Origin of the sequence: Xenorhabdus griffiniae, from assembly GCF_015163655.1 — a bacterium.
GTDB classification, from domain to species: domain Bacteria; phylum Pseudomonadota; class Gammaproteobacteria; order Enterobacterales; family Enterobacteriaceae; genus Xenorhabdus; species Xenorhabdus griffiniae.
Genome location: NZ_JADEUF010000026.1, coordinates 16,415 through 39,744, shown reverse-complemented (window position 1 = coordinate 39,744; position 23,330 = coordinate 16,415). Strand labels below are relative to the sequence as shown.

14 protein-coding genes are annotated in these 23,330 nt (G+C 41.9%); 12 read left to right on the top strand and 2 right to left on the bottom strand.

Going from position 1 to position 23,330, the window contains the following annotated elements; translation table 11 throughout:
* A partial coding sequence (locus tag IQ211_RS06450; protein WP_193836335.1) for an inverse autotransporter beta domain-containing protein occupies window positions 1-2,745 on the bottom strand: 2,745 nt, incomplete at its 3' end.
* 303 nt (window positions 2,746-3,048) lie between these two features.
* Window positions 3,049-4,587 carry a murein biosynthesis integral membrane protein MurJ gene (murJ, locus tag IQ211_RS06445; RefSeq protein ID WP_189759490.1) on the bottom strand — a complete coding sequence of 513 codons (1,539 nt, stop codon included), beginning with the start codon at window positions 4,585-4,587 and terminating at the stop codon, window positions 3,049-3,051.
* A gap of 1,359 nt (window positions 4,588-5,946) precedes the next feature.
* Between murJ and IQ211_RS06440 the strand changes: the two genes are divergently transcribed.
* From IQ211_RS06440 to tssC, 12 genes are all read left to right on the top strand, one after another.
* Window positions 5,947-8,178 carry a type VI secretion system Vgr family protein gene (locus tag IQ211_RS06440; protein WP_189759816.1) on the top strand — a complete coding sequence of 744 codons (2,232 nt, stop codon included), beginning with the start codon at window positions 5,947-5,949 and terminating at the stop codon, window positions 8,176-8,178.
* A gap of 56 nt (window positions 8,179-8,234) precedes the next feature.
* Window positions 8,235-10,820 carry a DUF2169 family type VI secretion system accessory protein gene (locus tag IQ211_RS06435; RefSeq protein ID WP_189759817.1) on the top strand — a complete coding sequence of 862 codons (2,586 nt, stop codon included), beginning with the start codon at window positions 8,235-8,237 and terminating at the stop codon, window positions 10,818-10,820.
* On the top strand, window positions 10,817-11,902 hold the full coding sequence (locus tag IQ211_RS06430) for a pentapeptide repeat-containing protein (RefSeq protein WP_189759818.1): 1,086 nt from the start codon (window positions 10,817-10,819) through the stop codon (window positions 11,900-11,902). Before IQ211_RS06435 ends, IQ211_RS06430 begins: the two co-directional genes overlap by 4 nt.
* Window positions 11,899-12,519 carry a DUF3540 domain-containing protein gene (locus tag IQ211_RS06425; RefSeq protein WP_189759819.1) on the top strand — a complete coding sequence of 207 codons (621 nt, stop codon included), beginning with the start codon at window positions 11,899-11,901 and terminating at the stop codon, window positions 12,517-12,519. Before IQ211_RS06430 ends, IQ211_RS06425 begins: the two co-directional genes overlap by 4 nt.
* A 10-nt stretch (window positions 12,520-12,529) precedes the next feature.
* The gene (locus tag IQ211_RS06420; protein WP_189759820.1) at window positions 12,530-12,922 is read left to right on the top strand and encodes a DUF4150 domain-containing protein; all 393 of its coding nucleotides are present in this window, start codon (window positions 12,530-12,532) and stop codon (window positions 12,920-12,922) included.
* A 25-nt stretch (window positions 12,923-12,947) separates the two neighbouring features.
* Complete coding sequence (tssJ, locus tag IQ211_RS06415; protein ID WP_223281715.1) at window positions 12,948-13,520, top strand: type VI secretion system lipoprotein TssJ; 573 nt, start codon at window positions 12,948-12,950, stop codon at window positions 13,518-13,520.
* Between the two features lie 4 nt (window positions 13,521-13,524).
* A complete protein-coding gene (gene tssK / locus IQ211_RS06410) occupies window positions 13,525-14,871 on the top strand; it encodes a type VI secretion system baseplate subunit TssK (protein WP_189759821.1) in 1,347 nt (448 codons plus the stop codon).
* 8 nt (window positions 14,872-14,879) lie between these two features.
* On the top strand, window positions 14,880-16,091 hold the full coding sequence (locus tag IQ211_RS06405; protein WP_189759839.1) for a DotU family type VI secretion system protein: 1,212 nt from the start codon (window positions 14,880-14,882) through the stop codon (window positions 16,089-16,091).
* Between the two features lie 12 nt (window positions 16,092-16,103).
* The gene (tssM, locus tag IQ211_RS06400) at window positions 16,104-19,775 is read left to right on the top strand and encodes a type VI secretion system membrane subunit TssM (protein ID WP_189759822.1); all 3,672 of its coding nucleotides are present in this window, start codon (window positions 16,104-16,106) and stop codon (window positions 19,773-19,775) included.
* 49 nt (window positions 19,776-19,824) lie between these two features.
* The gene (gene tssA, locus IQ211_RS06395) at window positions 19,825-20,907 is read left to right on the top strand and encodes a type VI secretion system protein TssA (RefSeq protein ID WP_189759823.1); all 1,083 of its coding nucleotides are present in this window, start codon (window positions 19,825-19,827) and stop codon (window positions 20,905-20,907) included.
* A gap of 280 nt (window positions 20,908-21,187) precedes the next feature.
* On the top strand, window positions 21,188-21,718 hold the full coding sequence (gene tssB / locus IQ211_RS06390) for a type VI secretion system contractile sheath small subunit (protein ID WP_189759824.1): 531 nt from the start codon (window positions 21,188-21,190) through the stop codon (window positions 21,716-21,718).
* A 3-nt stretch (window positions 21,719-21,721) separates the two neighbouring features.
* Window positions 21,722-23,224 carry a type VI secretion system contractile sheath large subunit gene (tssC, locus tag IQ211_RS06385; protein WP_189759825.1) on the top strand — a complete coding sequence of 501 codons (1,503 nt, stop codon included), beginning with the start codon at window positions 21,722-21,724 and terminating at the stop codon, window positions 23,222-23,224.
* Window positions 23,225-23,330 lie beyond the last annotated feature (106 nt).

The window sequence follows — 23,330 nt, the reverse complement described above, 5'->3', positions numbered from 1 at the left end:
CTCAGTAAAAGTCACCGGAGGTTGTGCAGGAACAGGCTGTTGGCCTTCAATGGACAGTGAAACCACCACATCTTGTATTGCCTCAATGCTTTTCAGGTAGGCAACTAATTCACCTTGATTACCCGTTGTATCCCCGTCATTCGTCAATTTGAGGTTCGGATTGGCACTCAAATCATGACCATCCTTTGTCTTAACACTCCACTTCACGTCGGTAATTTTTTGATTATTTACATTATTTCCCTGCCTATCAACGATGACAGCCGTATAGGTATACGTATCCCGGCCGTTCGCCACCAACGAACCTGTTCCTGGCTGCCCAACACCCACCCCTTTAATACGATATTTCGACGTATCCTCAGTAAAAGTCACCGGAGGTTGTGCAGGAACAGGCTGTTGGCCTTCAATGGACAGTGAAACCACCACATCTTGTATTGCCTCAATGCTTTTCAGGTAGGCAACTAATTCCCCTTGATTACCTGTTGTATCGCCATCATGCGTCAGCTTGAAATTCGGATTGGCACTCAAATCCTGGCCATCCTTAGTCATAGCCCGCCACTTCACACCGGTAATTTTTTGGTTCCGCGCCGGATGATTCTGAGCATCAACAATGACCGCCGTATAGGTATACGTATCTTTGCCGTTCGCCACCAACGAACCTGTTCCTGGCTGCGCCACACTCACCTCTTGAATATGATATTTCGACTTATCCGCAGTCGCAGTAAAGGTCACCGGACGTTGTGCAGGAACAGGAGTCTGGCCTTTAATGGCGAGTGAAACCGTGACATCTTTTATTTCCACTATACTGGCTAATGTTGCCATTAATTGCCCTTCCCCGTTCGTCGTCGCCCCGCTATGATTAAAAATAAGATCCTTATTATGACTTTCATCCTGACCATTTCGTGTAATGCTCCATTCCACATTAGCAATTTCTTGGTTTCTCACCGGATTGTTATCACTATCTAATACCACAGCACTGTAGGTGTAAGCCTGGGTACCATTGGCTACCTGTGACGGTACTGAAGGTGAAACTTTAACTTCCTCGATGTGGAAACTAGCTGGATTTTCATCAAAACTAACCTCGCCGACTAATTGTGGCGGTTGGCTATCCAATTGCAGATATACTTTGACATCTTTATGTCGCCGGGTACTCATTAAAATCGGTTTATGTTTGAAATGCCCATTTTCATCGAGTTCCACAGAATCTGAGGATTCCCAGCCAATCCATTGCAACCCCGTATCCGGGCCAGCTTTAGGATCGGTTATCCACTGCACGTGGCTGATGGTGGCATTTTTTATCGAGGCACTATTGACCGTATCAAAGGTAATCACAGGGTCAAACGTATATCCGTCCTTTTTATTCCCCGTCGCCGGCAATGGTCCCGCTGGAGTAAAGTTGCTGCTCCCTTCCCGTTTCTTCAGCATGAAAGGCTTGACAATCACGTGCATGGCAACAGGCGCTAGTTTTTGATCATCTTCCAATTCAGCCAGAGCATAGATGGGGTAATTGTTATTTTGGTTACCACCGGATAAATATTTTGGCAGGGTGATTTTTATGGTGTGACCGACGCGGGAAGACAGTTTTCCACCGTTTTTTTCAAAATCTTTATTCGTCGTCCAATGAATCTGCTTAACAAAGGCATCTGAGGATAATTTGACGGTAACCTCGTGCTGCTCCTGGCTGTATCCAACAATTGTTTCCGGTAATGACAGTTGAGGGAGCGGTTTTTTCTGGTGCTCAAGCACAATATGATTGTTTCTTTCTACCAAATCATAACGGCTACCCGCTAATGCCCTTGCCGCCGCCACATTTTCTGGCGATAACTGCATACTTAGGGGAACACCCAGTTTATAGTTAAAATTCGCCAAAAACTGCGTTTCGCTGTGCCCACTTCCTCCTTGTTTATAATCCACCCCCAAGGTAAACAGTGGAACCGGAGTGTAAGACAGTCCCAATGTCGCCAGTACAGGGTTTTTCTGTTTTGTGTCACGATTGAATAAAGTCACGTCATCGCCAAAATACTGCTGATAAGACAGTTTGGCGCCCAAATGAGGATAAACAGGTAAGAAAAACTCCCCATTAATATCATAACCATTGGCTGGGCGTTCATAATAACCGGCAAAATTCCGTGAGTTTTTCCAGTTACTCAAGCGAGTATAGGTGTTAGCGGACAATTTAATATAATCTCCCCCTATTTCTCCGCCCAACCCAAGACGCTGATTTTTACCCGTCAGGTCATAGTCATAAAAGATATTCAGACCATACATCCAGTCCTGATAAAAATAACGACCACCTAACCCCAGATTCATGGTATTCCGGCTGTCTTTATTACGATAACCTAGTTGGGAAAAGAACAACCAATCTGCTTGATTATCATAAAGTGGCAGTAACAGATCGAATGAATTGTTTTTTAGCGTTCCCTTTCTATCCAGCCCAAAATTAATTCTGACAGTACCAAACTGTGATAACCATTTTTGTGCACCGGAAGCGACTGCACTGTTAAATTGCCCTATCGCGTAGGATTTAGCTTGTTCTGCCAGTTCTGAAGGGGAAGATGACAGGATATTGCCTGCCATTTGGATATTTTTAGTAATCGCACTGGGTGGAGGATGATTGTTTTTTTTAACGCGCTCTTTTTTTTCAGACGCCAGATAATTATCGGCAAAGGAGTTTGTTATCGTATAAGGGACCAATAATGTGTAAAGGAAAAAGAATAAAACAGTGCCTTTGCCAATATACGATAACATATACAAACACCTTATAAGTTTTGATATTAACTCACTTTTTTAGTGACTCTTATCCATAAAATAATTCAGATCTACGCCTATTATGATACTAGTTATTTATTTTATTTTTGCGTTATTAAAAACAGTTATCACGTGATAACTGTTTTTAATAACCTATACCAATCTAATTTTAAGAACTGCGTGTGATTTCTCCCCACTTCGAGGGGAGAAACAGCCCGCCAAAAAAAATTATGCAAACGTTGGTGCATTTCTCCCCGCGGAGCGGGGAGAAACAATATGCATCTTGAAGTGAGATGGGTATAGTTACATCAATCCTCGTTGGGCAAAATCCTTCAATCGGAACCCCATCAAAGCCAAGGCAGCAAAATAACTCCCTGCCCCCGCAATCACAACCCCTATCAATCGTAGCAGGCGCAATGCCATATTGCCCTGATCCCAGGCAGGCATAAACCACAATATGGTCAGTAATACCCCAACCATGACCGCAATTGCCACCGCCAACTTCAATAGGAAGATCCCCCATCCTGCCAGCGGTTTAAAAATCTCACGCTTGCGCAATTGCCAATAAAGCATACTGGCATTGAAACAGGCAGCCAAACCGATAGAAAGCGCCAATCCCGCATGTTTTAATGGGCCAATAAAAGCAAGGTTCATTAACTGAGTCAAAATCAGGGTTGCAATCGCAATCTTGACTGGGGTTTTAATATCCTGACGGGAGTAAAAACCAGGAGCAAGGACTTTAACCACAATCAATCCCATCAAGCCAAAGCAGTACGCAATCAACGCCCGTTGTGTCATTTCTGCATCAAAGGCAGAAAAATTGCCGTATTGAAAGAGTGACACGGTTAAGGGTTCTGCCAGAATACCCAACGCCACCGCGCAAGGTAACGCCAACAAAAAGCAAAGGCGCAATCCCCAATCCATTAACTTTCTATATTCCTGGTGATCCCCGTTGGAAAAACTCTTTGCCAGTGAAGGCAGAAGGATCGTACCTAATGCCACTCCCAGCACACCCGAAGGTAATTCCATTAAACGATCGGCATAATACATCCACGAAACCGAGCCAGAAACCAGAAATGAAGCAAAAATGGTGTTGATGATCAATGAAATTTGACTGACAGAAACCCCCAAAATAGCCGGCCCCATCTGGCGAATAACCCGCCATACGCCGCTGTCACGAAAGGAAATTCGTGGCAATACCAGCATACCTATTTTTTTCAGGTGCGGAAGCTGATAAGCCAATTGCAAAATACCACCAGCAATCACGGCCCAACCTAATGCCATCACGGGTGGATTACAGTAAGGTGCCACAAACAGCGAGAAAATGATCATGCTGATATTAAGCAATGTTGGTGCAAAAGCGGGCACAGAAAAGCGATTCCATGTATTGAGAATCGCTCCTGCTAACGAAGCCAACGATATCAAGAAAATATAAGGGAAGGTAATTCTGAGTAAATCACGGGTTAAAGTGAATTTATCCGGTGTATCTGTAAAACCCGGCGCCGTCACATAGATGATCCAAGGTGCGGCTATCACCCCTATCACGGTGACTATTGCCAAAATCAGCGTCAACATTCCTGATATATAGGCAATAAAAGTGCGTGTCGCTTCATCCCCCTGCTGATTTTTATACTCAGCCAGTATGGGCACAAACGCTTGTGAAAAAGCGCCCTCAGCAAAAATACGACGCAGTAAGTTAGGCAGTTTAAAGGCAACGAAAAAGGCATCTGTCGCCACGCCAGCACCAAATATACGAGCAATGATGGCATCACGAATAAAGCCCAAAACGCGGGAGAACATCGTCATTGAGCTGACCGCTGCCAGTGATTTCAGTAAATTCATGGTATTTTCTAAGATTGATTTTTATGGAACGAACATAAAAGATGTAAAGCGATTAAGCCAAATAAATCAAGCTAATCTTGTTGAATATTAATAATTTCTATTCATTTCAAGGCTGAACAGAATACCAGTAAAAAGGGCCGTCAGGCAGCTAAACGTTGAAGAGCCACTTGATCAGGGGATTCCGCAGCCAACTTATCTTTGATTAAATCAAAGGCAAAGCGAAATCCCGCCTTGTCTATTAATCAAACACATTATTTGACAGAGAAATGACTTTTAGAACCGCAACTTTCAGAGATGAATTTCTCCTGAAAGAAGACATTTTTAAGATGACTACTCAGAGGGCTTTCATGAGTGAATTTATTATATAAATGCAAGCACTTTTGAAAGTATATACGCATTAAACTTCAAGTTGCAATTTACAACACAATATGAAACCTGATTTCTCCCCGCTTCGCGGGAAGAAATCACACTCATCTTGAAGTTATACGCATTAAACTTCAAGTTGCAATTTACAACACTGTATGAAGCCTGATTTCTTCCCCGCTTTGCGGGGAGAAATCACACGCATCTTGAAGTTATACGCATTAAACTTCAAGTTGCAATTTACAACACTGTATGAAGCCTGATTTCTCCCCCGCTTTGCGGGGAGAAATCACACGCATCTTGAAGTTAGATTGGTTTAGTTATTATGTGAATCATATAATTAAATAAATTAATATTTTATATTTTTGTTTTTATAACCTTTGATTATAAATTAAAAAATAAATAAACCAGAATTTAATTAATTAAACTTGTATATAATTCATTTAATATCTGCAAAGTATAATTAAAAATTTTTTATGGACTAATTTTCTATATACCAATCTCCTTTCAAGATGCGTCTTATATCTTCCCGCGTAGCGGGGAGATATAAAAAATCACATTGATTTGCCAGCGGCAACCTGAAGTTAGATTGGTATAAACACGGATGCATTCCTGTCATTGTATTCTCCGCTATCTGTCATTATCTGGCTTCTGCGGCTGAATCATTTCACATACTATCTCTACTGCGGCTTCTGAGCGGTATTGGTGAAGTTTTCTCTTAATTGTAAGATTAACGTTAATTATAACGAAAAACGACCTTGTGTTTATTAAAACCCTTTACTTAATAAACACATATAAAAAAACACCTAACAACCAAATTAAACTAAAAACAAAACTATATATTTCATAAACGAGATAGCACCTGTAGATTGCAAATACTAAACATTATGCTTAACTCATAGATCAGAGAAACTATCGCCCTACATTCCCATTTCTGTATGTTCCTTAGCCCTGCAAGGAATATGCGGTAGCTTTAAGTAAAGCAAGGATATCCTTATGGAAAGACAGTTTATCGCACATACCTCATTATCTGATAATACGTTATATTTCAAATCCCTTAGAGGGATAGAAAGACTATCTGAAGCCTATCAGTTTGAGATTGAATTATTGAGCGAAAAGAGGTTATCAGACCCAATAGCGCTGCATAAGACGATATTAACGGTAGAAATAAAGAATAAAACAGCACAAACAAGATATCTAAGTGGTTATATAGAAAAGATATCCTATGCCCCATTCTATAAGTATGATGACAGGCTTTATTTATATACGGCCACTGTCAAACCTAAGTTATGGGAATTAAAACAAAATCTTGGTTATAGTATATGGCAAGATAATACTGTACCCGATATTATCGCCGAAGTTCTTAATAAGGCTAACATTCTATTTGAAAATCAGCTTATTGAAAAATATCGCACATGGGAATATTGCGTCAAGCATAATGAAACTGATTTTGATTTTATCCATCGCCTGATGGAACATGAAGGAATTTACTATTATTTCAAACATGAAATGGGAAACCATACTATGATCCTGGTTGATGCGCCTCAATCACATGAGCCAATGCCTGGATATGAAAATATTTACTATATCAACAAGGGTGATTCACCAAGAGCACACATCAAAGAATATATCTACAATTGGAATGTTTACAGTATCACTATACCAAATACATACAGCCTTGATGACTACGATTTCCGTAAACCACGGGCTGAGTTATATACCGCTACTCAGACCCCAATCAGCTCTATTGATAACACAGAAATATTCATTTGGCCCGGACGCTATGTAGAAAATGAACAAGGGCAATTTTATGCCCGAGTTCGCCAGCAAGCTGCCGAAGCAAAAAGTGAACTGGTTAATAGCAAAGGCAATGTGCTGGGAATCGCTCCGGGAAGTACTTTCACACTATCACTCCCCAATGACATCAAAGGCGATGATCATGGTGACTATTTAATTATAGGCGCACACTACTTTCTTTATGAAAAACCTTACATAGCCAGTTCTTCTGACGATGTTTTTGATATCGTTGTTGATGATATCTTTAATACACTCACTGGCGACCTGTTTAATTCAGACGCAGATAAAAACAAAAACACGATTCAATTTGAAGCAATTCCTGCCAACACTCATTGGAAACCGCTGGCAGTGACACCGTGGCCAAAAGTGACCGGTCTTGAAACTGCTGTTGTTACCGGCCCCAAAGATAAACAAATATGGACTGACAAATACGGCCGTATAAAAGTGAAATTCCGTTGGGATAAGGATCGCAAAAAAGATGATACCCGCTCTTGCTGGGTACGTGTTGCGAGCCATTGGGCTGGCTGGCGTTATGGCAATATATGTGTCCCTCGTGTGGGCGAAGAAGTGGTTATCAGTTTCGTCAATGGTGATCCTGATAAACCTTTAGTGATTGGCAGCACTTATAACAATGAGAATATGCCTCCATGGGAACTACCTAAACATGAAACTCGTGTTGGTATTATGTCGAATACCAAGGGAGGTAAGCATGATCAGGCAAATTATCTCTTTTTAGATGATGAACCGGATAAGGAATTATTTGATCTACATGCAGAAAGGAACATGAATATCTCGGTAGAAAAAGATAAAAATGTCACTATTGATGGAAACCGTACGACTGAAATAAAAAAACAGCAAAAAGATACTGTGACTGGAAATGCTAACTTTACCTATAAGGCAAACCATGAAACAACCATTCAAGGCAAAGATACATTAACGATCAACAATGGTCAGCAAGAAACCATCAAAAATGGACGAAAAACCGAGATTAATGGTGGTGATACTTACACACTTAATGGGAATTTAAACGCAAAAATTGAGGGGAATTGGGTGCAGAACATTACAGGAGTGACGGCAATCTCAAGCCCCAACCTCATTACGATAAAAAGCGATACCAATGTAATAATAGATTGTCCGCAATCTATTATTACAACGAAATATGCTTCTATAACCACAACACATTTCTCAATGAGTGCGGCCGTAATAACATTCAATGCTACCGAGCAGTCATACAGTGCCGGTGCAGAGTCGCTGAATGTAAAAGGTCTAGACATATCATTTACTGGCTGTAGCATCAGTAAGACAGGGATATCCAAAAAACAAACAGAAGTTGGTATACAAACAGCGGAGATAACATTGGAGGAGTCAGAGGTTTCAATTGAGAATTCAAGCGCCAATATTTCAAATAGCAGCTTACATATCCTCAACTAATGACTATCTTCTAATAACTATCCCCATGAATAATTGCCAATACCTCCAGGGTTGTTATGAAAATCATCAAACCGTTGCGCCTGAGTGTACTTTATCGGCCTTATCGTTGGTTACAAAACAACTACCTCGGAATTTCCATTATGGCACTGGCAGATATGGGAGCGAGCCCACGCTTACGCCCGGAAATAGAACTTTGGCAACTTGCAGAAAATGAGTTGCAAACCTGTAATGGTGTTATCGATCTCGCTATGCCGAAGTCGTGTGCTGAATTTTTGGCGACAGGATATGCCTATACCCACCACCAAGCTGATAAAACCACCTGTGCTGCACGTATTCAGATTGGGCAGTTGGACAAGACATTAGTTGCGTTTGGTGATCGCTATTGGATTGATGATTCTCCTTCAAAACCCCAACCCTTTACACAAATGCGATTAGACTGGAGTCGAGCGTTTGGGGGGGAGGGCTGTGAAGAAAACCCATACGGAATTGGTTTCACCCCAGAAGAACGGGATAATAAGCTGAAAATTCATCGTCTGCCCAATATTGAAGCCCTGCACCATCGCTTAACATCACAACGGCAATTGGCATCACAACAGGAAATTCCCATTCCGGCCAGCTTTTGCCCTTTAGATTTTGTATGGCCGCGTCGTTTTACCCGTATTGGAAAAAAATACGACAAAGCCTGGCTGGAAAATGAATTCCCCGGTTTTGCCAATGACATTGACTGGCGGATATTTAATGCTGCCCCCGAAGATCAATGGTGGGAAGAAAACACCACACTGCCAGAGAAAGCGGCGTGGCGCATTTGGAATATGCATCCAGAACAACCTGTTCAGGAAGGCATTCTGCCTGCATGGAACGCACGTTGTTTTATCAAACGGTTGCGTCTTGATGAGGAGATTTTTGAAGAAGTCGTCATGCGCAACACAACGGTATGGTTCTTTCCTCACCTGGAAAAAATGGTTCTGGTTTGGCATGGCAGCGCACAAATTAATGAAGATGATGCCAGGGATGTCTTGCAAATGATATCGGCATTAGAATTAAGCGATAATCCTCGTCCGCCGGAACATTACCTGCATGTCCTTGAACAACGATTGGATAAAGAAAAAGGCGCCCTATACGCTTTTCGGGAAAAAGATCTTATCGCCGAAGAGATGATTGGCCCGTGGCTAGATACAGAACAACCAGAAAATAGTTCACCATTGCGACAAAACTTGCAAAATCGTGAAAAACGCCTGCGTGAACAGCAACAAGAACGCTTGTCTGAATATGGCTACGATATCAATACGATACTGCCTGTTGATACAGAACCTCCCCCTCCTGCTCCAAAACTGGCTGAGTTACCAGAGTTCATGGAAAAAATCGAACAATATACCACCGAAAAAAAGGCTGAGGCTGAATTACAGAAAGAAAAAGCAATGGCTTTAGCCAAAGAACACGGCATTGATATTGAAAAAATAACGGCAAAGTCAGAACCCAAGGGGCCAGAAAATCTGCATCAGATGCGGGATATGTTACAAAAGCACCCATTAGACTTCAATGATAAAGAGCTGGCACAAATCGAGCAAACACTACACTCAATGTATCTGTCTTCAGTACAGGCACAAAGCCCTGCCCTGCGCTTAACAGGTAGCCTGTCACAGATCATTCGTAAAAGAGTACAAAAAATCATGCTGCAAGGGGGAAATTTCACTGGCATGGATTTTACTGGCGCGGATTTGTCAGGCATGGATCTACGGGGAGCTAATTTCACTCGCACTTTATTGGAAAGCGCATGTTTAAACCATTGTCAGTTGGACGAAGCAAATTTCAACGAAGCTATGCTGGCGAGGACTGAAATTTGCAACGCCTCATTACGTGGCGCCAAATTAGATCATGCCAGCCTGTCGCTGGCTAAATGTGAACAGAGTGACTTTTCTTCTGCAAGTTTCACTAAAACCCAGCTGCAAGAAACGCGATTTGACCATTGTCACTTTGACCATACCCTGTTTACAGGGCTATTTCTGCAAAAAATATTTATTACGCATTGCCAATTCCAATATTCACAGTGGAAAAACTGTACATTTATAGGGCTTGAACTTCCTGCTCTTAGCTTCAATCACACAAACCTGAATAAAGTTTCGTTTATTAAGTGCACGCTAACACAAGCAATTTTTGATTACGCAAAACTGGAAAGTTGTTCATGGGTGGAAACTAAAGCAAACGGTATCCGGTTTCAGTCAGCCAAATTGTTGACCTGCGCATTTGCCATGGACAGTGAGCTTAATCAAGCCGATTTCAGCCATGCAACATTGACAGAATGTAATTTGCGCCAATTGCCGTTAGTCGGGGCGAAATTCTATGCCACAACCTTGAGTAATACCGATCTCAGTGAATCCAACTGCCAGTCAGTTGATATGCAGTACCTTAATGCCGAAAAATGCCTGTTTATTAGGACAGATTTCCGGGGTGCCTTACTGAATAACGCTAACCTGATGAGCGCATTTATGCAGAAATGCAACTTCAATAATGCCGACTTACAGGGTGCCAACCTATTCCGCACTGATATGTCCCAATCAATTATCAGCGATTCAACCTCAATTACAGATGCTTATATTAAGCGCACCAAGACCTTGCCCAAACGGGATAAGGATGTGATATGAGTTCACTGACAGCCGATGAATTAGTAGACAAAATCAAGCAAGGTGAGGTTATTGAAAAAATCAGTTTGCAGAATATTTCCCTGACTGGACGTGACTTATCTGGCGGCATTTTTAAAGAAGTCGATTTTTCAGGTGCTGATTTTTCTCGAACTTTAATAAAAGAAACGAATTTTACCGAGTGTCAGGCACAAGGCGCTATTTTTGACTCGGCTGTACTTGAGCAAAGCACGTTTGAACAGTGTAATCTGAAGCTCGCGGTCTTTAATAACAGCACATTAACCGGCAATGTATTCCATAAATCTGTTTTAGAAAAAACCCAATTTACAACGACAAAACAGAAAAATAACCAGTTTGCATCTTGTTCACTGCAACATGCTGATTTCAGCCACAGTGACTTCGAACGAATCATATTTTTTGCATCATCAATGGATCAAACAAGGTTTAGCCACGGTCACTTTTTTTTGGTCACTTATTTTCGGCAGGATTTACGAACAAGCCATTTTTCTGCCAGTGAATTTAATAAAACCGTTTTTTTCGAATGCGATCTGCGTAAGCAAAATTTCCATAAACAAATCTTTAAAATGTGCCAATTTATGGATAGTCAGCTTGAATCCGTCAATTTTAATCACGCCATACTGACTAATTGCAATTTCAAAGGTGCCATTTTAAAAGACGCCTTACTATCAAATGTCAATGCAACCCAGGCATTATTTACTGAAGCTGATTTAACCCAAGCCCGTTGCCAAAATAGCCTATTTGAACAAGCCCTTTTTATTCAAGCATCCCTTGAATTTGCCGATTTTCGGCATAGTAACCTGGCATTGGCGGTTATGCACAAAGTACAGGCAATGAACGCACAATTTACAGGCTGTAATATGCGTTACACCGATTTTTCCTATGCAAACGTCAACAATAGTGATTTTCGCACTGCTCAATTTATGAGAACACTTTTTCATCGTGCTCAACAAATTGGAACTCTATTTTCTGACCGTCAAGGTATTCTGGAAAATGATCCTGAACTATTTGCCGCTGAAGAGTGGAATATACGACATAACAAGCTTTCATCAGGAGAATCAAAATGACGAAATCCGCTTATGCACTTTCTTCATTCACTCTTAATACTGAGCCATTACAGCAGATTACCGGCCAGATTGTTAACGTTCTTCCAGATGGCAGTTTTATGGTGGAAAGCCATAACAACCGTGGCTGGCATTGCCGACAAGCCGCCAGTTGTTTATTGATACCCAGCATGGGGGATATGGTGTTAATGACGAAAACCAACAACCAACTCTGGATATTAGCCATATTGGAACGGGCGGAACAACAGCACATTGCTGAAATCAGCGTCCCAGGTGATCTTACCATCACCGCGCAAGGGAACCTAAGCATGCACAGCAACGGATTCGCTATCACCGCCAATAATGGCAACTGTCATATCAATGAAATGCAATATAGCGGGGAATCCCTGTCGGCATGGATCTCAATCACTCGTCTGGTTGGTAATCAGTTCGAATCTCTTTGGAAAACAGTTACACAACTGAGTCATCGTCTATTTCGTCATACCACCCAAACAGAGCAGGTTCGTGCAGGTCAATTAGATATGCAGGCTGAAAATTATGCCCGCTTACATGCTCAGCAGGCTATTGTCTCGGCAAAAGCCATAACCAAAATCGACGCTGAACAAATTCATATCGGCTAAGGATAAAACTATGTTTGCTAACACACAAAGTGGTGGAATGGATATAGCCGTTCCTGATGTCTGCCTGACGCCAATGTTTACACCTGTACCTGTGCCTTATCCCAATATGGCACAAGGCACTACCGGTATAAGCAATGCCACCAATATCTTATTTATGGGTTGTCCAGCCCATAATTTGACAACAACCATACCCATGACGACAGGAGATAACTCCGGCGTTAATGGTGGTGTAGCTTCCGGCACCGTGATGGGTAGCGCCCGCCATGTTATGGGGGCCAATTCCGTCTTGATCAAAGGCTCTCCGGCAACCCGACTTTCCAGTTCGACTATGCAAAATTCGACCAATGCCATGGGTTCACGCCTTGTACCCAGCCAAACTAAAGTTCTTATCACGGCTGCTTGACTTTTTTATTTATTAACAGTGCATTATGCCTCAATATGCTTTAACAAACATGATGACAATGTCTCTTTCACTCAGTAAAAAGATGGCAGAAAGAGGACTTATCATATCGATAACTACAGCATTGATAGTCATAACGGGTTGTTCATCAAAAGCAAATTTGCCGCCCTATAAACTCATTTTCAATACAGAATCTAATGTAAATGATTCCGCTCCCGTGAAAATCGATGTCTTTTTACTAAAATCGAATGAAAAGTTTATGTCTGCCGATTTTTTTTCCCTGCAAAATAAAGCGCAGAATACGTTAGGCGATAAACTGGTTAATAAAGATCCATTGTTTATACTCCCTTCCCAATCTACGCATTGCCTGTTGGAAAAAAACCAACCGGAAGCTAACTACATCGGCCTCATCGCTGAGTATAAAAACTTGAACGGCAAGAAATGGCGCATTTCATTTCCCGTTCCTGTACCTGAAAAGCCCTCTTTTTACGAATTTTGGCGCACTCCTTCTGAAGAATTACGTCTATGCGTAAAGGTCACTAACAATGGCTTAAGTCTCATTAAAGAATGTAACTTGAGTTGTGTGACAGGAGATAAATAAGATAATGAATAAACCAGAAAAAGTTATCTGGACAGAAGGCATGTTTTTACGTCCCCACCACTTCCAGCAGGCTGAAAACTACCTGGAAGCCTATGTTCGTGACTGGGGTATCACACAACACCCTTACTACTGGGGGTTTTTAACGCTCGAATTGGATCAGGAACTGCTTAATCAGGGTAAAGTCAGCCTTTTCACAGCCAGTGGTATTTTCCCTGACGGAACCCCTTTTAGTTTTGATGCCGCCAATGCCCCCACCCCCTTACAGCTTGGTGAAAACCCGTCTGATAACCATGTTGTTCTGGCTGTACCGGCTTGTCGGCGAGGAAAAGAAGAGGTTATTTTCAGTGAAAAAAGCGATTCGCTGGCACGCTTTATTAGCTTTGAAGCTGAAGTCAACGACTTTAATGCCATGTCTGTTGGCAATGCTGCAATACAATTTGGCAAAATGCGTTTGCGTCTGATGTTGGCCTCTGATTTAACACCCGAATGGACCGCATTGGGTCTTGTATATGTCATGAATAAAACAAATGACAAGAAACTCTATCTTGACTCGCAATTTATTCCGCCCCTGCTCAACTGCCATGCGAATCCACAAATAGGAAGTTTTATTAATCAAATACAAGACTTACTAGAACAGCGCCGCCAACAAATTAGCCAGCGTCTGTTACAGTTGGGGCGATACAATGATTCTGAGATTATGGATTTTCTCTTGCTGTCACTTTTGAATCGCTATAGTGGCCAGATGAACCATCTGCAGAACCTGTCACTATTGCATCCAGAACGGTTATTCAGCGAATGGCTACAATTTGCCACTGAATTGGCGACATTTTCTCAACACCGTGTACCGGAAGAAAATTTACCTCTCTATGATCATGATAATTTAACGCAGTGCTTCAACCAACTTATGTTCCAACTACGCCAAGGGTTATCAATCATACTTGAAGAACATGCCATTCAGTTGCCATTAACGGAATACTCTCATGGCTTGAATATCGCCACATTACCCAACGCCGATATGATACATACGTTCAGCTTTATTCTGGCCGTCCATGCTGATGTTGCAAATGATATGCTTATGAGCAAATTTCCTGCCCAAATGAAAATTGCCCCCGTTGGCCGTATACGTGAATTGGTTCAATTGCAATTACCCGGTCTCTCACTACGCGCCATGCCCTCTGTACCCAGACAAATTCCCTGGCATTCAGGTTATGTCTATTTTGAATTAGAAAAAGAGGGAGACTTATGGAAACAGATGGAGAAATCCAGCGGTTTTGCCTTACATCTGGCCGGTGAGTTCCCTGGCTTGATCATCGAGTTTTGGGCTGTCCGTAATCAGGAAAAATCGAGGTAATGAAGCCTATGACGCAGGAAAAACAGATAACTGAACATCAGGTGTTTTCTGATGATACCAATCGTAACCCGTTGGTTTCTTCCGCAAATCCATTGTTAAATACGATCCCCCAGATCCGGCATTCAATTGTTCACCCTGATCCAACCCATTTACGCCAGCAACTGATTAATGAAATCCGGCGTTTTGAAGTGGAATGCCAACAAGTCAAACTACCCTATAACGTGATCATTGGCGCCCGCTACTGTCTATGCACCGCATTGGATGAGGCCGCAGCACTCACGCCTTGGGGGTTGCGCAGTGTTTGGTCTGGCAGTGGCCTGCTCGTCACTTTTCATAATGAAACTTGGGGGGGCGAAAAATTTTTCCAACTATTAGCCAAGTTGTCGCAAAATCCCAAGGACAACTTGTTCCTGTTAGAACTCATGCACTTTTGTCTCCTGCTTGGATTCGAAGGGCGCTATCGTGTCATCGATAACGGCCGTACCCAATTGGAAACCGTGAAGCAACGTTTATTCCAGTTAATAAGTTCGATTAGAGGTAGTTATCCCATTGAGTTATCAAAAAAAACACGAGCCATTACCTTACCGAATAAACCTCAATATATTTCCTTACCAGTATGGATATCTATAGCAATATTAAGTTTTCTGGTATGTCTCTTGTATATAAACCTGAACTGGAAGTTGAATGATAAGGTTAATCCCATTTTGGCTAAAATCTACCAGACTAATTTGCCTAATATCACCGTCAGCGATAGAAGATTTCCACGCACTCTGAACCTGCAAAACAGGCTACAGGATGAAATAGCCACAGGATCATTGGACGTCACTGACTTACCTGATAGAAGCGTGATCACGCTAAAAGGCGCTGGTTTATTCAACACCAGTGCCATTCAGATCAAAAGCGGCTATTTGGATGTCATCAGGCGGGTTGCTGAGGTATTAAACCATTTTAACGGCGAAATTCTGGTTGTTGGGTATACCGATAATATTCCCATTAATACCCGTTTTTCCCGTTTTTCATCCAATGATGCTTTATCACTCGCGAGAGCCAAGTCTGTACAAAAAGAACTTCAACGTTATCTGAACCAACCAGAAAGAGTCAAAGCAGAGGGAAAAGGTGCCCAAAATCCTTTAGTTCCCAATAATACTGCCAGTAATCGAGCCAAAAACAGACGAGTTGAAATCACACTGTTTGCTTCTCCTGTAAGCCAAACGATGTAAGGAAATTAAGACATGCTGAATGCACTTTTTTCTATCATCACCAGCCCGTTGACATGGAGTTTTCTTAGTGTAACGGCAGTCTCTTTTTTTATCTGGTTCATTGGTCCCATTATTTCTGTTGGTAACAAGTTCCCTTTTGAAACAAATACAACACGGATCATTACCATTATTTCTCTCTTCTTGATCTGGTTTTTCATCAAAGTAATGCCGCGGTTATACCAATCATGGCTTAACCAAAAGCTGACCAAGGAATTGAACATCACTAAAAATGAAAACGAAGAAAAGAAGCAGAATGAACAATATATTACATTAGCAGAGCGTTTCTCTGATGCTGCAAAGTTATTGAAAAAAGCCTATTTTTCTGGTTGGTATAATAAAAATAAACCAAGCTGGATACACTTTCTCAGTCGCCGATATATATATCAATTACCCTGGTATCTGGTTATCGGTGCCCCCAGTTCAGGCAAAACGACAGCACTGACAAACTCTGGTCTACATTTTCCTCTGTCGGACTACCTGGGTAAATCGGCACTGCACAGTACACAAGACATGAATAGCTGTAGCTGGTGGTTCACCAATAAAGCCGTTCTGCTAGATACTACAGGTCGCTATGTCACACAGGATAGTTTTCACCAACAGGATGCTGATGAATGGAAAAACTTCATCCGACTGTTGAAAAAATATCGGATAAGCCAACCACTGAATGGAATTATTATTACTATTAGTGTGGAAGATTTGCTCAATCTATCTACTGAAAAACGGGAGCAGCAGGCTTATATGCTGCGTAAGCGCCTGTCAGAGCTACATGAACAACTTAAAATACAGTTCCCTATTTATATCATGATCACTAAGACGGATTTATTAAAAGGATTTAGTGCTTATTTCTCCCATTTTGACAAAAAATCCCGTGAACAAATTTGGGGATTTAATTTCCCATGGAGTAACACTTCACGGGGAAAACGGAATAAAGGTCTTGATTTTGATTTGCATGACATTCTTAATCAACAGTATAACCAATTAGTATTGCGGTTAGATGCTGAATTACCTTCTATTCTCTTAAACGGACACAATTCACAACAATGTGCCGAAAGTTATTTATTCCCACAAGAATTTGCATCCCTGCGCCCCCTGATCGCACAATATCTTGAAATTGTATTCGCAAAGTCGGGCTTTGAAATACCCTATTATCCACGTGGGCTCTATTTCACCAGTGGAACACAAACAGGATTTTCCTTTGACAATGTCATGGAGAAATTTAACCGCAATTTTCAGTTACCAACCAATAACAATAGTGAAGCCATGTCATGGGAGAATAATAAAGAAAGTGTTCATCCTGCTCCGGCCAGCCAGGCTTACTTTATAAAAAATTTACTGGAAAATATCTTTAATGAAGCAGGAATTGCCGGTTATAACCGCTGGTGGATATACCGCAGACGCTTGCTGGGCGGATTGGAATATGTTGTTTCAGTGGCAATACTGGCATTGGTAGCCAATTTACTTTTGATAAGCTACAACAATAACCAAGATTACCTGATGGAAGTACAAGCCAGATTTCCGACCATTGCAAAACAAAGCGCTCACTTAAAGAAGAATGCCAATGATATTTATGCCTTGCTGCCGATTTTAAATAGTTTGGCTCATTTAGATAAAAGCCAACGTTTTTCCTTAAATGATCCCCCCTTATCCTATCGAATGGGATTGTATTGTGGTGAACAAATCAGTGATGCCAGCCGTTTTCTATATAGAAAGGCCCTAAAAACATTATTGTTGCCCCAGATAGCAACTATCATCACTAACCAGCTGTATGATGACAACAACGATGACATAGAGAACACCTACAATACGCTCAAGGCTTATCAAATGTTATACCAGCCTAAGCATTATGATGGTAAGTTTCTGCATAATTGGATCATGCAATATTTGAAAACCCAATTAAACACAGACACAACCCAGCAGCATTTGCAACAAATCTCGGAACACATCGGCCAATTGTTAGATAACCAAGTTGTCACATCTCCTTTCATTCGCGATGACGCGCTGATCAAAAAAAAACAGCAATTAATTAGCAATATTCCACCAGCACAACGTGCTTATAACTATATGAAGGAAAAATTAATCAATGATCCCAGTTTAGCCCCCGTAAATCTGGAATCACTCGCAGGTCCGCAGGCTGAATTGGCTTTCTCACGTATCAGTGGTGCGCCCATTACAGATGGCATATCAGGGATGTTCACCCCAGCGGGTTATCAGCAAGGTATTGAGAAAAACCTCAACACTTTTCTAACAACCTTATATTCACAAGACAGTTGGGTACTCGGTAGCTATGCAAAAAAGCAGACCGATAAGGAAATAAAATCCGCTGTTAAGCAATTTTATATTAACGACTATATATATCAATGGAACGAGTTTCTGGCGGATATTGGTTTGATAAATATCGATACCCTGGAACAACGGATCAACACTTCACGCCTGTTGTCTTCTTCTGATTCACCTATGCGTAACCTTTTAATTAATATCAGTAAAAACGTCATACTGAATGAAAATAGCAATAATATCAAACAACTCAACGATATTGAGAATAGCCGTATTGTGAAGAGTCAATCAAATAAATTAACGAAATTAGTGCCCAAACAAATAATGCCAGTTAATAATCAACCTACACCAGAGCGGGCATTAGAAGAATCTTTTGCCTCAATTATTGCGTTAGCAAAAAGGCCAAATAAAAACACCCAAAGTATCCCTTTTGATAAGACCTTAAAAGAAATTAGCGAGTTATACCTGTATTTAACCTCAGTACAAAATGCAACCAATGCAGGAATGCCCTTGCCCCCTGGTCAGATTGTCACGCAGCTACAAACAACATCTGCTCTCCTGCCTATACCGTTCAGAAGCATAGTTTCGTCACTCGCAGTGGGAGCCAGTAGCGATACTCAGCTTAGTGATATGAAAAATGTCGGTAAGCATCTCAGTACAGAAATCGGCGGGTTTTGCAACCAGGCGATTGCCAATCGCTATCCGTTAAACCCTAACGCAAAGCAGGATATTAAGCCCGATGACATGGCACGAATGTTTGCGCCAGAAACCGGCTTAATGGACAGTTTCTTCCAGAAAAATTTAGTGGGTAAAGTAGATACGACTCTGCCAAAATGGCAATTTATGCCAGGTGTGAATGGCAAGCCCTTGCCAGGGGGGGGAAATCTGCTCAAACCTTTCCAACAGGCCCAGATTATCCGCAATACGCTATTTACCAACGGAACTCCAACACCATCATTTCGCGTCATGGTTCGTCCAATCAATATGAGTAACGATATATTGAGTATGGTGCTGGATGTTGATGGACAGATAGTAGAATACAGTCACGGCCCGCAACTTTCACAACTGATTAGCTGGCCTGGCCCTGCCAATATCAATCTGGTTCGCATTCAATTAAATCTCACGGATGGTACAACGGCAAACTTATCAACGTCAGGTTTCTGGGCACTAAACCGCTTGCTGGATCATGCCAAACGTATCTGGCGCGGTAAAACAGGGGAGTCAACCAATAATGGTGATATGAGCTTATGGGCAAGGTTTAATATCAGTGGTCATACTGTCTTGCTAGCATTTACCCCGAACAGCATTTTCAGCCCGTTTAATCTCCCTGCTTTCTCATGCCCAAATCCAAAACGGCTTCAAACAGCATGATCGATATCCTTACTGTGGACTTGTGAACTGAATATAAGCTGAAAATACCATGAATATTGATACCTTACTCACTCCAATCAGTGTAGCGTTTCCGTGCGGGGAAGACCTCGAATACGATGATGAATTTCTGACATTAGAGCGAAACCTAATCGAGAAACCTGAACAGCAATTTGGTGATGTACTCATCCCTGCTGAACCACCAAACTGGATAGAGGTGGAAAAAAAAGCCACTCACCTACTGTCCCGTTCCAAAGATCTGCGTGTCATCATCGCCCTGATGCAAGCATGGTTAAATATTCGGGGAGTATGTGGGTATGCCGATGGACTGAATTTACTACGCCAAACCCTGGAACGTTATTGGGAAGATGTATGGCCAAAATTGGAATTTAATGGTGAATATGATCCCTTATTCCGCCTCAACACGCTAGCCATCATTGAAGATGGTTCACCCTGTACGATAAAAGCCCAGAACTCGATTGTGCTCAGGAGTGTTTCAACGGAATTGTCATTACAGGAAATTTGTTCACTGCTTAATGGTACGGTAACCGAAATCAAAGGTTATACTGGCGGACGCACAAGATTAATTAATGAATTACACCAACAATCTAATAGCCCTGAGATCAAGGCAGTCATTGCCATTCACGAGCAACTCACTGCCTTGATTGAAATTATTCGCCATCATTTACCCAACAATTACCTTCCCGAATTGACGCAGTTTTTAAAACAGTTGGATACCATCATTAAATTTTTTCCCATGCATAAACCAGGAACAGATATTCAGGAATATTCTGACAGCGCAAAAACATTTGCATCCGAACCTATGCAACAAAACAGTGCAGCGGAGCAAATAACTTCATCAGCAACAATCCTTGAGTCCCTTGAAAAGAGTGAATTTACTCATTGGCGAGAAATCGAAGTCAGTAACCGAGACGATGCACGCATTTTATTAGAAAAAGCCAAAACTTATTTTCTTCAACATGAGCCAAGCCATCCAGCGCCTATAATGATTGACCGTATTCTACGGCTGATTGACAGTGATTTTATTAATATTATCCACGATCTTGTTCCCGAAGGGTTAAGTCAGCTTGAGAGCGTTTTTGGTCGCTCCAATACCCCTGAAACGGATCAGTAACTTATTGTTTTAACCAATTAAATTAGTTATCCGCGAATCCCTTTATACCCATTAAACTTCAAGTTGCCATTGACAACACGATATGAAATCACACGCATCTTGAAGTTAGATTGGTATAACAATCATTTTCTAGTTGCAACCTGATGACAACAGGAGCAGCTCCCTGAACACATAGCTAAACGCTATAGCTATTAGTCGGAATACATGTACGTCACTTACCAGCGGCTTAAAGCTAAAAGGGTATTAACTTAGTTATCCAGACAATAACGGAGAATGTGTTATGAAATCCAGTGGACAAAAATTTATCGCACGGAATCGCCCTCCTCGTGTACAGATTGAATATGATATCGAGCTTTACGGTTCGGAGAAAGCGGTTCAATTACCCTTTGTTATGGGAGTTATGGCTGATTTAGCAGGAAAACCGGTAGAAGCCTTGCCAGACGTTAATGATCGTAAATTTTTGGAAATTGACATTGACAACTTTGATGAACGGATGGGTTCAATCAAACCGCGAGCAGCCTTTCAGGTTGAAAATACCCTGACTGGTGAGGGTAAGCTGAATGTCGATTTAACATTTGAAACTATGGAAGATTTTCAACCTGACGCCATCGCCAAAAAGGTCGAGCCATTGGCGCAATTGCTGGAAGCACGCACCCAACTGGCAAACCTGCTTTCCTATATGGATGGCAAAAATGGCGCAGAAAAACTGATTGCCGAGATATTGCAAAACCCCGCTCTGCTCAAATCCTTGGCTGAAGCACCAAATCTTACAGAGGGTGCTCCAGCAGAAGTTAATGAAGATAAGGAGTAATTGATGAGCCAAATTGACCAAGAAACCCAGATTCAACACGCACAGGGAGCAAAAGAATATACCCCTGATGAACTAAGTACATTGCTGAATAAGGAGTTTCGTCCGCAAAGTGATCATACCCGTAGTGCCGTTGAAAATGCGGTGAAGACACTGGCACAACAGGCGTTGGAAAACACGGTCACTATTTCTGGCGATACTTACCGTACTATCCAATCATTGATTGCTGAAATCGATACCAAGATATCACAACAAGTGAACCATATTCTGCACCACGAAGAATTCCAGGCCCTGGAAGGCGCTTGGCGTGGCTTGCATCATCTGGTAAACAACACAGAAACCGATGAAATGCTAAAAATCCGTGTGATGTGCATTTCCAAAAAGGAGTTGGGCAAAATATTAAAACGTTTCAAAGGCGTGAGTTGGGATCAAAGCCCCATTTTCAAAAAGATCTATGAAGCGGAATATGGTCAATTTGGTGGCGAGCCGTTTGGCTGTCTGGTGGGGGATTACTATTTCGACCATACCGCACCAGATGTTGAACTTTTACGCCAGATAGCACAAATCAGTGCAGCAGCACACTGTCCATTTATTTCAGGTGCATCACCAAGTGTTATGCAAATGGAATCCTGGCAGGAATTAGCTAATCCACGGGATCTCTCCAAAATTTTCCAAAACACCGAATATGCGCCCTGGCGCAGCTTACGTGAATCAGAAGACGTGCGTTACATCGGGTTGGCACTACCGCGTTTCCTCTCCCGTCTCCCCTATGGTGCCCTCACTAATCCCGTTGATAGTTTCAATTTTGAGGAGAATACAGAAGGCCCAACGCACAATAACTACACTTGGGCAAATGCCGCTTATGCTATGGCAGTTAATATTAATCGTTCTTTTAAACTGTATGGCTGGTGTACTTCTATCCGTGGTGTAGAATCCGGCGGTATTGTAGAAAACCTGCCTTGCTACACCTTCCCTTCTGATGATGGAGGGGTAGATATGAAGTGCCCAACGGAAATCGCCATTAGCGATCGCCGTGAAGCAGAATTAGCAAAAAATGGGTTCATTCCATTATTGCATCGCAAGAACACGGATGTTGCCGCCTTTATTGGTGCCCAATCCCTGCAAAAACCCGCAGAATACTATGATCCTGATGCGACTGCCAATGCCAACCTTGCAGCCCGTTTGCCCTACTTATTTGCCTGCTGTCGTTTTGCCCATTACCTGAAATGTATCGTGCGCGATAAGATCGGGACTTTTCAGGAACGTTCAGATATGGAACGTTGGCTGAATGATTGGATTATAAATTATGTTGATGGCGATCCCATTAACTCATCACAAGGGACTAAAGCGCGAAAACCGCTAGCTGCTGCAGAGGTTACGGTGGAAGAAGTGGAAGGCAACCCAGGCTACTATCAGGCTAAATTTTTCTTGCGTCCCCACTACCAACTGGAAGGTTTGACCGTTTCCCTACGCTTAGTTTCAAAACTCCCTTCACTAAAAGGAGCCTAATATTAAAAAATTAAAGAATACTTTTTTACTTATAAAACGTCTATCTGTCCAAAACCTATTTATTCATCTTTGAATTTCAATACATATATACCCTTATGTCTAGCAC